Genomic DNA, 13,485 nt, shown 5'->3' on the forward strand with positions numbered 1-13,485 from the left:
CATGGCAAACGTGCAAAGCGGCAAAATGATCGTCGGTCTCGATATCGGCACATCCAAGGTGGTGGCGCTGGTAGGCGAAGTTGCGGACGACGGCACGCTGGAAATCGTCGGGATCGGCACCCATCCGTCCCGTGGCCTGAAAAAAGGCGTGGTGGTTAACATCGAGTCCACCGTGCAATCGATCCAGCGCGCCATCGAAGAGGCGCAGCTGATGGCCGGTTGCCGCATTCACTCGGCATTTGTCGGCGTCGCCGGCAATCACATCCGCAGCCTGAACTCCCACGGCATCGTGGCAATTCGTGATCGCGAAGTCAGCTCGGCTGACCTTGAGCGTGTACTCGATGCTGCCCAGGCCGTGGCGATTCCGGCCGACCAGCGTGTGCTGCACACCCTGCCGCAGGATTACGTGATCGACAACCAGGAAGGCGTCCGTGAGCCCCTGGGCATGTCCGGCGTGCGTCTGGAAGCCAAGGTTCACGTGGTTACCTGCGCCGTCAACGCCGCCCAGAACATTGAAAAGTGCGTGCGCCGCTGCGGTCTGGAAATCGACGACATCATTCTCGAACAGCTTGCTTCCGCGTATTCGGTCCTGACCGATGACGAGAAAGAGCTCGGTGTTTGCCTGGTGGACATTGGTGGTGGCACCACTGACATCGCGATCTTCACCGAAGGCGCGATCCGTCACACCGCAGTGATCCCGATTGCCGGCGACCAGGTGACCAACGACATCGCCATGGCGCTGCGCACGCCGACCCAGTACGCCGAAGAAATCAAGATTCGCTACGCCTGCGCCCTGGCCAAACTGGCTGGCGCCGGCGAAACCATCAAGGTGCCAAGCGTTGGCGACCGTCCACCGCGCGAGCTGTCCCGCCAGGCCCTGGCCGAAGTGGTCGAGCCGCGTTACGACGAGTTGTTCACGCTGATCCAGGCCGAGCTGCGTCGCAGTGGCTACGAAGACCTGATCCCGGCCGGCATCGTGCTGACCGGCGGTACCGCGAAGATGGAAGGCGCCACCGAGCTGGCCGAGGAAATCTTCCACATGCCGGTCCGCCTGGGCGTGCCCCATGGCGTCAAGGGCCTGGATGACGTGGTGCGCAACCCGATCTACTCCACCGGTGTCGGCCTGTTGATGTACGGCCTGCAGAAGCAGTCCGACGGCATCTCGTTCTCGGGCATCGGCAGTCGCGACAGCTACAGCAACGAAGAGCCGCAGGCTCCATTGCTCGACCGGCTGAAGAAATGGGTTCAAGGCAATTTTTAAAACAGTTTCAAGCGACACGCAGTAAAAGCAGCAAAAAGCAGTAGGCGAAAAAACTAGAGAACGTAAAGGAGAGGGAAAATGTTCGAACTCGTAGACAACATCCCCGCAAGCCCGGTCATTAAAGTCATCGGTGTTGGCGGTGGCGGCGGTAACGCCGTGAATCATATGGTCAAGAGCAACATTGAAGGCGTTGAGTTCATCTGCGCCAACACTGATGCCCAGGCGCTCAAGAGCATCAGCGCGCGGACCATCCTGCAACTGGGTACCGGCGTGACCAAAGGTCTGGGCGCTGGCGCCAACCCTGAAGTAGGTCGTCAGGCCGCTCTCGAAGACCGTGAGCGCATTGCCGAAGTCCTGCAGGGCACCAACATGGTGTTCATCACCACTGGCATGGGCGGTGGTACCGGTACCGGTGCTGCGCCGATCATCGCTGAAGTGGCCAAGGAAATGGGGATCCTCACCGTTGCGGTGGTGACCCGTCCGTTCCCGTTCGAAGGCCGCAAGCGCATGCAGCTGGCCGACGAAGGCATCCGCCTGCTGTCCGAAAGCGTCGACTCGTTGATCACAATCCCCAACGAGAAGCTGCTGACCATCCTCGGTAAAGACGCCAGCCTGCTGTCGGCTTTCGCCAAGGCTGACGATGTACTGGCCGGTGCCGTTCGCGGTATCTCCGACATCATCAAGCGTCCGGGCATGATCAACGTCGACTTTGCCGACGTACGTACCGTGATGAGCGAAATGGGCATGGCGATGATGGGCACTGGCTGCGCCAGCGGTCCGAACCGTGCACGTGAAGCCACTGAAGCGGCCATCCGCAACCCGTTGCTCGAAGACGTGAACCTGCAAGGTGCACGCGGCATCCTGGTGAACATCACCGCAGGTCCAGACCTGTCCCTGGGTGAGTACTCCGACGTGGGTAGCATCATCGAGGCGTTTGCTTCCGAGCACGCGATGGTCAAGGTCGGTACCGTTATCGATCCGGACATGCGCGACGAGCTGCACGTGACTGTTGTAGCAACCGGTCTGGGCGCTAAAATCGAGAAGCCTGTGAAGGTCATCGACAACACCGTCCATACATCGATGGCTGCACAGCCACAACAACAGGCCCCTGTTCGTCAGGAAGCTCCAGCGGTGAACTACCGTGATCTGGACCGTCCGACCGTCATGCGCAACCAGGCTCAGGCCGGTGCTGCGGCTGCCGCGAAGATGAATCCGCAAGATGATCTGGATTATCTGGACATCCCGGCATTCCTGCGTCGCCAGGCCGATTGATGAAATGTATCAGGGCTATGAAGGTGATTGGTGTTCAGCAAAGGCGCGGTCTGATATCATCGCCAGCCTTTGTTGATACCAGTTCGCAATTTGCGCTGAAGCGGCCCAAGCCATGATTAAACAACGCACACTGAAAAATATTATCCGTGCCACCGGTGTAGGTCTGCACTCCGGGGAGAAGGTATACCTGACCCTCAAGCCTGCGCCGATCGACACCGGCATCGTCTTTCGCCGTGCGGACCTCGATCCGGTGGTCGAGATCCCGGCTCGAGCGGCTAACGTCGGCGAGACAACCATGTCGACGACGCTGGTCAACGGTGACGTGAAGGTGGATACGGTGGAGCACTTGCTCTCGGCCATGGCTGGCCTGGGCATCGATAACGCCTACGTCGAGCTCTCCGCGTCCGAAGTCCCGATCATGGATGGTAGCGCTGGACCCTTCGTATTTCTGATTCAGTCGGCCGGCCTGGAAGAACAGGACGCCGCCAAGAAGTTCATCCGCATCCTGCGGGAAGTGACAGTGGAAGACGGCGACAAGCGCGCCACTTTCGTCCCTTTCGAAGGTTTCAAGGTGAGCTTCGAGATCGATTTCGATCACCCGGTTTTCCGTGACCGCACACAAAGTGCAAGCGTGGATTTTTCCAGCACTTCGTTCGTAAAAGAAGTCAGCCGCGCCCGTACCTTTGGTTTCATGAGTGATATCGAGTACCTGCGCAAGCACAACCTCGCACTCGGCGGCAGCGTGGAAAACGCTATTGTGGTCGACGCGGATGGTGTACTGAACGAAGACGGCCTTCGCTATGAAGACGAATTCGTGAAGCACAAGATCCTTGATGCAATTGGTGACCTCTACCTGCTGGGCAATAGCCTGATTGGTGAGTTCAAGGGCTTCAAGTCCGGCCACGCACTGAACAACCAGCTGCTGCGCAAGTTGATTGAGCAGACAGATGCCTGGGAAGTCGTGACCTTTGAAGACGCCAGCACTGCACCGATCTCTTACATGCGTCCGGTTGCGGCCGTGTAAGTAAAAAACCTCTCTAGTTTTTAAAGGCTGCCTTCGGGTGGCCTTTTTTTATGTCCTGATATTTCTGATCGGAAAGCTCCACAACAAAAAAAGCCGCTGATGGCAGCGGCTTGGAGACAACTTTTGCAACGGGAAGAGCCGATGAAAAGTGTCGGGGGAAACTGGAGTGGACAGGTTTAATCAGCTGTCTTTTTCGCCCATAGGCTGGGCCTGGAGGCTGGATGCTTGCGGCGCCCGGGTGGCGTCGGGTGCCTTGGCCGTCATTTCAATCTGGTGCTCTTCGAACGCTGCCGCTCGCGAGGCGTTGTGCGCCACGAAAGTCTGCGATTCTTCCGCCATCGCCAATGGCGACAGGAACAGAGAGGACAAAACGAAAGCGCTGGCAATACCCATACTGTTGGACATCTTTAAAACCTTCCTGCCTGGCAGGTGCTGTTTGGTCCGGGCAAAGATAAGGATGTCGGGCGCAGGGAAAAAGAGCGGATTCATGAAAGGACTGTTGCAGCAGGGGCAATAGTGAGCTTGGGCTCGCACACAAAGGAAAGGGTTAAACGGGAAGATGAATGCCGAACGTATTCATCCCATGGTCACTGTGCACAAACACATCCCCGCCATGCATCAAAGCAATCGCCTTGACGATCGCCAGTCCCAGTCCATGGTTGTGACCGCTGTTGCTGCGTGAAGCATCGACCCGGTAAAAGCGCTCGAACAGTCGTGGCAGATGTTCGCCGGCGATCGGCGAGCCGGGGTTGGCCACGCCAATGCTGACCTGGTGCTCTTCAATCGCGATCCGCACCTGGATCACCTGCCCGGGGGCGGTGTGTTGCACCGCGTTGTTCAACAGATTGATCAAGGCGCGACGCAGGTGGGCGATTTCGATCCGTACCTGCGCATCGCCACTCACCTGTACCTGAACCTGGGCATCTTCGAGGATGAAATCCAGGTACTCCAGGGTGGTGGCCACTTCATCGGCCAGGGATGTAGAGGTCAGTTTGGTCGCCTTGCTGCCCTGATCGGCGCTGGCGAGGAACAGCATGTCATTGATGATCGAGCGCAGGCGTTCAAGTTCTTCCAGGTTCGATTGCAGCACTTCGAAGTAATGCTCCGCGGAACGGCCACGGGTCAGCGCGACCTGAGTCTGGCCGATCAGGTTGGTCAGTGGTGAGCGCAGTTCGTGGGCGACATCGGCATTGAACGACTCAAGGCGCGAGTAGGCCTGTTCGACCCGTTCCAGCGTCGAGTTGAACGAGCTGACGAACTGATTGAGCTCCGGCGGCAGCGGCGACAGGCGCAAGCGTCCGGCACGCAGGGGAGGGGCCAGGCGCTGGGCTTCCTGAGACAATTTGATCAACGGCTTGAGCCCGATCCGCGCCACCCAGTAACCCAGTGCCGAAGCCAGCAGCACGCCGACAATCGCCAGGCTGATCAAGGCAATCAGCAGATGGTGCTGGGTTTCCAAAAAGGTTTCGGTGTCGATGGCGATCATGAAGCGCAGCGGCGGGCGCTGATCTTTGGCGGGGAATTGGCTGACCAGCACTTTCAGCGGATAGGGACGGTTCGGCAACTGCATGTCGCGCATGCCCAGCGGCCCTTCGGCGAAGGCGCGGATCTGCGCTGTCGGGTTGCCGTACTCATACTGGGGATCGCCGCTGGTGATCCAGAAACTGATGCGCTTGTCTTCTTCACCCAATAGCTTGAGCTTGTTGTTGATCTTTACCCAATGCTCCGGCGTTCCATAACGGCCCACCGTGGATTCGAGCACGCTGTAACGCGCGTCCAGCTCTGCTTCGGGCAGCAGGCCCAGGCCTTTATCGACCTGCTGGTACAAGGCCCAGCCGATCAACAGGAACACCAGCAGCGCCACCAGCGTGAACATTCCGCTCAGGCGCAAGGCAATGCTGTTACTGGACACCACGGCTCTCCAGCACATAACCCATGCCGCGAATGGTGTGTAGCAGTTTCTCCTCGAACGGCCCGTCGAGCTTGGCCCGCAAGCGTTTGATCGCGACTTCGACGACGTTGGCGTCACTGTCGAAATTGATGTCCCAGACCATTTCGGCAATGGCGGTTTTCGAGAGGATTTCCCCCTGGCGACGGGCCAGCACGCTGAGCAGCGAGAACTCCTTGGCGGTCAGCTCCAGACGTGTGCCGGCACGGGTGGCCTTGCGGCTGATCAAATCTATCCACAGGTCGGCGATGCTCACTTGCACCGGTTCATGGCCGCCGCTGCGCCGGGTCAGCGCCTGCAGGCGGGCCACCAGTTCAAGGAAGGAAAAGGGTTTGCCCAGGTAGTCGTCGGCACCATCGCGCAGGCCCTTGATGCGGTCTTCAACGCGCTCGCGGGCGGTGAGCATGATCACCGGGGTTTGCTTGCGCGCCCGCAGGGCACGCAGCACGCCGAAGCCGTCGAGGCCCGGCAGCATCACGTCTAGGACGATCACCGCGTAGTCGCTTTCCAGCGCCAGGTGCAGCCCCTCGACCCCATCCCGGGCCAGGTCCACGGTGTAACCCTGTTCCGTCAGGCCGCGGTGCAGATAATCCGCGGTTTTTTCCTCGTCTTCGATAATCAGAACGCGCATGACCCGCCTCAGTCTGTGGTCGCCAGCGACGGCTGGGGTGCGGCCGCCGGTGGGAGAGAGTGCCGATGGAACAGCCGCTCAAGCCATAAGTATATGACCGGCGTGGTGAACAGCGTCAGTGCCTGGCTCACCAGCAGGCCGCCGACCACCGCGATCCCCAGGGGTTGGCGCAACTCGGCGCCAGTGCCGTAGCCGAGCATCAGTGGCAGGGCGCCGAGCAGGGCGGCGAGGGTGGTCATGATGATCGGCCGGAACCTTGTGATACAGGCCTTGAAGATCGCTTCTTCCGGCGACAGGCCGCCATTGCGTTGTGCTTCGAGGGCGAAGTCGATCATCAGGATGCCGTTCTTCTTGACGATGCCGATCAGCAGCACCAGGCCAATCAGGGCCATGATCGAAAAATCCTGGCCACATATCCACAGCATGATCACCGCACCCAGGCCCGCCGAGGGCAAGGTCGAGATGATCGTCAGCGGATGCACGAAGCTCTCGTAGAGCACGCCGAGAATGATGTACACCGCCACCAGTGCCGCGAGAATCAGCCACGGCTGGCTGGCCAGCGAACTCTGGAAGGCCTGGGCCGCGCCCTGGAAGTTACCGCTGATGGCGGCGGGCATACCGATGTCGGCTTTGGCCTGGTTGAGCATGATCACCGCGTCGCCCAGGGCCACACCGGGCGCCAGGTTGAACGACAGGTTGGCGGCGGGGAACATGCCGTCATGGGCGATGGACAGCGGGCCGCTGGTCGGCGCATCGAATTTGGCCAGGGCCGACAGCGGCACCATTTCTCCGCTCAGGGGCGAGCGCAGGTAGAAATAGTTGAGGCTTTCGGCCTTGCCGCGTTGTTTGGTGTCCAGTTCCAGGATCACGTTGTACTGGTTGATCTGGGTCTGGAATTCATTGATCTGCCGCTGACCGAAGGCATCGTACAGCGCTTCGTCGACATCGCTGGCGGTCAGGCCGAAGCGTGCCGCCGCGCTGCGGTCGATGCTGATATGAGTGATGCTGCCGCCCAGTTGCAGGTCGTTGGAAATATCGCGGAAGGCCGGGTTGCCGCGCAGTTTTTCGGTCAGGCGCTGGGTCCAGGTGCTGAGGGTCGCGCCGTCGTTGCTCTTGAGCACGTATTGGTATTGGGCACGGCTTGGGCCGGAGCTGAGGTTGATGTCTTGTCCGGCACGCAGATACAGCACGATGCCAGGGACTTTCATCAGTTGCGGGCGAATCCGGTCGATGAATTCGCTGGCGGAAACGTCGCGGTCGCCGCGTTTTTTCAGGGCGATCCAGAAGCGGCCGTTGGCGATGGTCTGGTTGCTGCCGGAAACGCCGACCGAGTGGGAAAACGCCTGAACAGCCGGGTCTGCGGCGACGATTTCGGCCATAGCCAGGTGCTTTTTCACCATGTCGCCGTAGGAAATATCTGCTGCCGCTTCAGTGGTACCGAGGACGAAGCCGGTGTCCTGAATCGGGAAGAAACCTTTGGGGATGAAAATGTATCCGCCGATGGCCAGGGCGAGCGACAGGCCGAAGACGCCGATCATGAATTTCTGATGGGCGAGGGCGCGGTGCAGGCCCTTTTCGTACCACGCCAGCAGACGCTCACCGAAGCCCGGCTTGCTATGGGCGTGATGAACCGGAGCGCGCATGAACAGCGCAGCCAGGGTTGGCGCCAGGGTCAGGGACACCACCACCGAGATCATGATGGTCGACGTGGCGGTCAGGGCGAACTCCTTGAACAGTCGCCCGACCACGCCTCCCATGAATAGCAGCGGAATGAACGCCGCCACCAGCGAGAAACTGATCGAGACTACGGTAAAGCCGATCTCGCCAGCACCCTTGATCGCCGCTTCGCGCATACCGTCACCGGCCTCGAGATGGCGGTGAATGTTCTCCACCACCACTATCGCATCGTCGACCACAAACCCAACGGCCACCACGATCGCGACCAGGGTCAGGTTGTTCAGGCTGAAGCCCATGACATACATCAGGGCAAAGGTGGCGATCAGCGACACACCGAGCACCGCCGAGACGATCAGGGTCGCCGATAGCTGGCGCAGGAACAGCGCCATGACCGCCACCACCAGCATGACCGCGATCAGCAGGGTAATTTCCACTTCATGCAGGGAGGCACGGATGGTCTGGGTACGGTCGATCAGTACCTTGACCTGCACCGAAGCCGGCAGCATGGCTTCCAGGCCTGGCAGCGCCGCCTGGATGCGGTCCACGGTCTCGACAATGTTGGCACCGGGTTGGCGGAAAATCACCAGGTTGACCCCCGGTAGCGAGCCCGCCCAGGCCTGGACGTAGGCGTCTTCCGAACCGTTGACGACTTTGGCGACATCCCTGAGGTGAACCGGGGCGCCATCCTTGTAGGAAACGATCAGCTCGCTGTATTCCTCGGGGTGGAATAACTGATCATTGGTGGACAGCGTTGAAATGCTCGATTCGCCGTACAGCGCACCCTTGGCCAGGTTAAGGCTGGTTTGCTGGATCGCCAGGCGCACGTCCGCGAGGGTCAGGCCAATGGCAGCCAGTTTGTCGGCGGACACCTGGACGCGGATCGCCGGGCGTTGCTGACCGGTAATCGAGACCTGGCCCACTCCGTCGATCTGGCTTATCTGCCGGGACAGCAGGGTTTCGGTGAGGTCGCTGAGTTCCGGGCCGGGCATCAGGTTGGAGTTGACACTGAGGATCAGCACCGGGCTGTCGGCCGGATTGACCTTGCGCCAGGTCGGCAGGTTCGGCATGTCCTTGGGCAGCTTGCCGGCGGCGGTGTTGATGGCCGCCTGAACTTCCTGGGCGGCGGTGTCGATGCTTTTATCGAGGGTGAATTGCAGGGTCAGGTTGGTCGAGCCCAGCGCGCTGCTCGATGTCATCTGGGTAACGCCGGGGATAGCGCTGAACTGCACTTCCAGCGGTGTGGCCACCGACGAAGCCATGGTTTCCGGGCTGGCACCGGGCAATTGCGCCGCCACCTGAATCGTCGGGAACTCCGCTTCCGGCAGCGGTGCGATCGGCAAGCGAGGGAAGGCAATCGCGCCCAGCAGCACCAGGGCAAAGGTCAGCAGGATAGTCGCCACCGGGTGATCGATGCACCAGGCCGAGATGGAGCCCTTCATGGAGTCGACTCCGATTGCACCACCTGCGGCGGATCCGTCAGCACCTGGACGACTGAACCGGGTTTGAGCCGCGACTGCCCGTCGCTGACCAGGCTGTCACCGGCCTGCACGCCCTTGATGATGTTTAGCCGGCTGTCCTGATAGACCATCTGCACGGGAACGGTTTCGACTTTGTCGCCCTTGAGCCGGTACACGAAGTGTTGATCCAGACCCCGTTGTACGACGTTGGGTGGCACCACCAGGGCATCCTTATCCAGCGCTGTCTGAATCTTTACCGTCACCAGCAGGCCCGGCCAGAGTTTCTGCTCGGCGTTATCGAACTCGGCCTTGGCGCGGATGGTGCCGGTGTTGGCGTTGATCTGATTGTCGATCAGGGTCAGGTGGCCTTCGCCGAGCAGGTTGCCGGTTTCGCCGTCGGTGTCGGCACCGATGTAAGCCTTCACCCGAGCGTGTTGAGGATCGTTGATCAGACCCTGCAGGGTCGGCAGCATCTGTTGCGGCAGGGAAAATTCCACGGCAATCGGGTCGATCTGGGTCACGGTGAACAGACCTTGGGCGTCGCTCATGCGCAGGAAGTTGCCTTCGTCCACTGTGCGAATACCGACGCGACCGCTGACCGGTGAGCGAATCTGCGTGTAGGACAGTTGCACCTCGGCGGAATCGATCGAGGCCTGGTTGCCTTGGGCGGTGGCTTTGAGCTGGTTGACCAGCGCTTGCTGCTGGTCGTAGGTCTGCTTGGAAACGCCGTCGTCGACACTCAGCAGTTTGTAGCGCTTGAGGTTGACCAGGGCGACTTGCAGTTGTGCCTGGCTTTCACCCAATTGCGCCCGTGCGAGGTCGAGGCTGGCGCGAATTGAACGGTCATCGATGGTCGCCAGCAGGTCGCCTTTTTTCACCAGTTGGCCTTCCTTGACCAGTACTTTGGTGAGGATGCCATCGATTTGCGGACGGACCACCACGCTGTGCAGGGACAGCACCGAGCCGATGCCACTGACATAGCGCGGTACGTCTTTTTCGGCGACGCTGATCACGCGCACGGGGATGGCGCTGGTTGTGGCGAGTTTGGTTTTGGCGGGCTTGCTGGCGTACCACAGGCCCAGCGCTGCCAGGACGATCAGAAGGGCGACGAGCAGGGCGGGGTTTTTCTGGATTCGCATGCGAGTGGGGCGCCGGGGGAGTGATGGCAGGTTTATACCTCCTTTATAAACCTGTCTGGCGGTCAGCAGGGTGACTGCTAACTGACGGCGCTGTCAGTTTCGTTTGCCTTGGCTGTCTCAGAAGCGATGCAGGCTTCAAGGCAGATCGCCAGCAAGCCGGCTCCTACAGGGGCGCGGTCATCCTTAATTGGCTACCCGGACTCCGGCCATGCTCCCGCTCAATTCATACGCCGCCAGCTCCGCCTGATGCGCCGCCAACAACTCCGGCAAAGACCCACGCAGGTACTCGACCCAGGTCTTGATCTTCGCATCCAGGTACTGCCGCGACGGGTAGATCGCATACAGATTCAGTTCCTGCGAACGATAGTTGGGCATGACCCGCACCAGCGTGCCATTGCGCAAGCCGTCGATCGCTGCATACAACGGCAAAACACCGACGCCCATGCCGCTGGTGATCGCGGTTTTCATTGCATCGGCGGAGTTCACCAGGAACGGCGAGCTGTTGATGGTGACCATTTCCTGGCCGTCAGGGCCGTCGAAGGCCCATTTTTCCAGGGGGAGGACCGGGCTTACCAGACGCAGGCAGGCATGGTTGAGCAGGTCACTGGGTTTGTGTGCGCAGCCATTGGCTTTGACGTAAGCCGGTGAGGCGCAAACGATACTGTAGGTGATACCCAGGCGCTGGGACACGAAGCCCGAGTCCGGCAGTTCGCTGGCAAGGACGATGGACACGTCGTAGCCCTCGTCGAGCAGGTCCGGGACGCGGTTGGCCAGGGTCAGGTCGAAGGTCACGTCCGGGTGGGTCTTGCGGTAGCGGGCGATGGCGTCGATCACGAAGTGCTGACCGATGCCGGTCATGGTGTGCACCTTCAACTGACCGGCGGGGCGGGCGTGGGCGTCGCTGGCCTCGGCTTCGGCCTCTTCGACATAGGCCAGGATCTGCTCGCAGCGCAGCAAGTAGCGCTTGCCGGCTTCGGTCAAAGCGATGCGCCGGGTGGTGCGGTTGAGCAGGCGGGTTTGCAGGTGGGCTTCCAGGTTGGAGACCGCGCGCGAGACGTTAGCCGTGGTGGTGTCCAGTTGCACGGCGGCAGCGGTAAAGCTACCGGCCTCGGCCACGTAACTGAAGGCGCGCATGTTTTGCAAAGTGTCCATGGGGAGCTCTCGGATGCGATGGCAAATTGTGACACGAAGTTTCAGAGGGGGTGACCCCCTACAAAGGGATTATCTCGCTAACGGTAACAAAGATTCACAGGAATCCCAGCTTATCGCCATTCGGGCCGACCAATAGAATTGCGCAACTTGGCAACTGGGGCTCGACCGCCGCATAACCTGTGGGAGCGGGCTTGCTCGCGAAGAGGGCATCATATTCAACACGGATGTTGACTGACAGACCGCCTTCGCGAGCAAGCCCGCTCCCACAAAGGCGGATCTCCGGTTTCCAGAAAATCTCATGGCTCCCCTCTATCTTCAGGAAATCGCAGCAGTGCCGCGTCGCATCAGCAGAGCGCTTGAACCGCTCAGTGTTTTGGCTTTAACCCTGGCAATCAGCGGCTGCATCGGAACCGGAGGTATTGCCCCACAAGGCAAGGCGCTGGAGGCCAGTTCACTGGCCACCGACGAAGCCATCCAGAGCGCCGCCCAGGATGCGCATTGGCCCACCGCACAATGGTGGCAGGCCTATGGCGATCCGCAACTGAGCCACTGGATCGAGCTCGCCGTGCAGGGCAGTCCGACCCTGGCCATGGCCGCCGCGCGGGTACGTCAGGCCAGGGCAATGGCCGGTATCGCCGAGGCTGCCGAGTCGCTGCAGATCAATGGCGAGTCCACCCTCAAGCGCCACAACTGGCCCACCGATCAGTTCTACGGGCCGGGCGAGTTGGCCAATTCCACCACCTGGGACAACAACGCCGCCCTGGGCTTGAGCTATGCCCTGGATCTCTGGGGCCGCGAAAGCAATGCCAGCGAGCGTGCCGTGGACATGGCGCATATGACGGTCGCCGAAGCACGCCAGGCCCGGCTCGAACTGCAGAACAATATCGTACGAGTGTACATCGAACTGTCATTGCATTACGCGCAGCGGGACATCGTCCAGGCAACACAGCAGCAGCAACAGCAAATCCTTGAGCTGGCGCAGCAGCGCCTGAGCGGCGGCATCGGCACGCATTTCGAAGTCAGCCAGGCCCGCACGCCGCTGCCGGAAAGTCATCGCCAGCTTGATGCCCTGGACGAGGAAATCGCCCTGAGCCGCAATCAGCTCGCCGCCCTGGCAGGTTTCGGCCCGGGGCAGGCCGCGCAGTTGCAGCGCCCGATGCTGTCGCTGGATGCGCCATTGAAACTGCCGTCGTCGCTGCCGGCGCAACTGCTCGGCCAGCGTCCGGACGTGGTCGCCAGCCGTTGGCAAGTGGCGGCGCAAGCGCGGGGCATTGAAGTCGCCCATGCCGGTTTTTATCCCAACGTCGATCTGGTCGGCAGTCTCGGCTACATGGCCACCGGCGGCGGGGCGCTGGAGTTCCTCACCGGCAAGAAACTCAACTACAGCGTCGGCCCGGCGATCTCCCTGCCGATCTTCGACGGCGGGCGGTTGCGCGCCGAACTGGGGGAAGCCTCGGCCGGATATGACATTGCCGTAGCGCGATACAACCAGACCCTGGTCAATGCGCTGAAGAATATCTCCGACCAGTTGATCCGCCGCGAATCCATGGACAAGCAGCAAGCCTTCGCCGCCGAATCGGTGGCCGCTGCGCAGAAGACCTGTGACATCGCGTTGATCGCCTGGCAGCGCGGGCTCACCGATTACCTCAACGTGCTCAACGCCCAGACCCTGCTGTTCAAGCAGCAACAAGTCCAGCAGCAGGTTCAGGCTGCGCGGTTGAGTGCCCATGCCGAACTGGTGACGGCGCTCGGCGGTGGCTTGGGAGCAGGCAACGATGTACCGAACGACAGCCAGACCCAAGCACCGAAAACCCCGGCTCTACTTAAGAGCGTCGTGAATTGAACACAAAACCTGTGGGAGCGGGCTTGCTCGCGAAGAGGGTGTGTCAGTCGACGGTTATGTTATCTGACACCCCGCTTTCGC

Annotated in this window: 10 protein-coding genes; 4 read left to right on the plus strand and 6 right to left on the minus strand. The window is 60.7% G+C overall.

Going from position 1 to position 13,485, the window contains the following annotated elements:
- The first annotated feature begins 1 nt into the window (after position 1).
- The 3 genes from ftsA (at position 2) to lpxC (ending at position 3,557) form a co-directional block, all read left to right on the plus strand.
- Positions 2-1,261 carry a cell division protein FtsA gene (gene ftsA, locus ASE98_RS00510; protein ID WP_007972611.1) on the plus strand — a complete coding sequence of 420 codons (1,260 nt, stop codon included), beginning with the start codon at positions 2-4 and terminating at the stop codon, positions 1,259-1,261.
- 78 nt (positions 1,262-1,339) lie between these two features.
- Positions 1,340-2,533, plus strand: coding sequence for a cell division protein FtsZ (ftsZ, locus tag ASE98_RS00515; RefSeq protein WP_060539488.1), 1,194 nt, complete (start codon positions 1,340-1,342; stop codon positions 2,531-2,533).
- Positions 2,534-2,645: 112 nt separating this feature from the next.
- Positions 2,646-3,557, plus strand: a complete 912-nt coding sequence (lpxC, locus tag ASE98_RS00520; RefSeq protein WP_027619572.1) for a UDP-3-O-acyl-N-acetylglucosamine deacetylase — start codon at positions 2,646-2,648, stop codon at positions 3,555-3,557.
- 180 nt (positions 3,558-3,737) lie between these two features.
- Here lpxC and ASE98_RS00525 read toward each other — a convergent pair whose 3' ends face one another.
- From ASE98_RS00525 to ASE98_RS00550, 6 genes are all read right to left on the minus strand, one after another.
- Entirely contained in the window at positions 3,738-3,962 is a 225-nt protein-coding gene (locus ASE98_RS00525) for a hypothetical protein (RefSeq protein ID WP_060539489.1), read from the minus strand.
- A gap of 142 nt (positions 3,963-4,104) precedes the next feature.
- Entirely contained in the window at positions 4,105-5,469 is a 1,365-nt protein-coding gene (locus ASE98_RS00530) for a heavy metal sensor histidine kinase (RefSeq protein WP_060539490.1), read from the minus strand.
- Positions 5,459-6,136 (minus strand): heavy metal response regulator transcription factor, encoded by a 678-nt coding sequence (locus tag ASE98_RS00535; protein WP_060539491.1) that lies wholly within the window; start codon positions 6,134-6,136, stop codon positions 5,459-5,461. The genes ASE98_RS00530 and ASE98_RS00535 overlap by 11 nt, the downstream gene beginning before the upstream one ends.
- Positions 6,137-6,144: 8 nt before the next feature.
- Positions 6,145-9,252 (minus strand): multidrug efflux RND transporter permease subunit, encoded by a 3,108-nt coding sequence (locus tag ASE98_RS00540; RefSeq protein WP_060539492.1) that lies wholly within the window; start codon positions 9,250-9,252, stop codon positions 6,145-6,147.
- On the minus strand, positions 9,249-10,409 hold the full coding sequence (locus ASE98_RS00545) for an efflux RND transporter periplasmic adaptor subunit (RefSeq protein ID WP_060539493.1): 1,161 nt from the start codon (positions 10,407-10,409) through the stop codon (positions 9,249-9,251). The genes ASE98_RS00540 and ASE98_RS00545 overlap by 4 nt, the downstream gene beginning before the upstream one ends.
- A gap of 183 nt (positions 10,410-10,592) precedes the next feature.
- Positions 10,593-11,561, minus strand: a complete 969-nt coding sequence (locus ASE98_RS00550) for a LysR family transcriptional regulator (RefSeq protein WP_060539494.1) — start codon at positions 11,559-11,561, stop codon at positions 10,593-10,595.
- Between the two features lie 331 nt (positions 11,562-11,892).
- Between ASE98_RS00550 and ASE98_RS00555 the strand changes: the two genes are divergently transcribed.
- Positions 11,893-13,404: an efflux transporter outer membrane subunit gene (locus ASE98_RS00555; protein ID WP_060539752.1), complete on the plus strand. Its 1,512-nt coding sequence runs from the start codon at positions 11,893-11,895 to the stop codon at positions 13,402-13,404.
- The last annotated feature ends 81 nt before the right edge of the window (positions 13,405-13,485 follow it).

It is taken from the genome of Pseudomonas sp. Leaf48 (assembly GCF_001421885.1).
Classification (GTDB): Bacteria; Pseudomonadota; Gammaproteobacteria; order Pseudomonadales; family Pseudomonadaceae; genus Aquipseudomonas.

Excerpts from the sequence above, each read along its gene's own strand:
- ftsA (WP_007972611.1), top strand. The coding sequence starts at position 2 with ATGGCAAACGTGCAAAGCGGCAAAATGATCGTCGGTCTCGATATCGGC.
- ASE98_RS00525 (WP_060539489.1), bottom strand. The coding sequence starts at position 3,962 with ATGTCCAACAGTATGGGTATTGCCAGCGCTTTCGTTTTGTCCTCTCTG.
- ASE98_RS00540 (WP_060539492.1), bottom strand. The coding sequence starts at position 9,252 with ATGAAGGGCTCCATCTCGGCCTGGTGCATCGATCACCCGGTGGCGACT.
- ASE98_RS00535 (WP_060539491.1), bottom strand. The coding sequence starts at position 6,136 with ATGCGCGTTCTGATTATCGAAGACGAGGAAAAAACCGCGGATTATCTG.
- lpxC (WP_027619572.1), top strand. The coding sequence starts at position 2,646 with ATGATTAAACAACGCACACTGAAAAATATTATCCGTGCCACCGGTGTA.
- ftsZ (WP_060539488.1), top strand. The coding sequence starts at position 1,340 with ATGTTCGAACTCGTAGACAACATCCCCGCAAGCCCGGTCATTAAAGTC.
- ASE98_RS00545 (WP_060539493.1), bottom strand. The coding sequence starts at position 10,409 with ATGCGAATCCAGAAAAACCCCGCCCTGCTCGTCGCCCTTCTGATCGTC.
- ASE98_RS00550 (WP_060539494.1), bottom strand. The coding sequence starts at position 11,561 with ATGGACACTTTGCAAAACATGCGCGCCTTCAGTTACGTGGCCGAGGCC.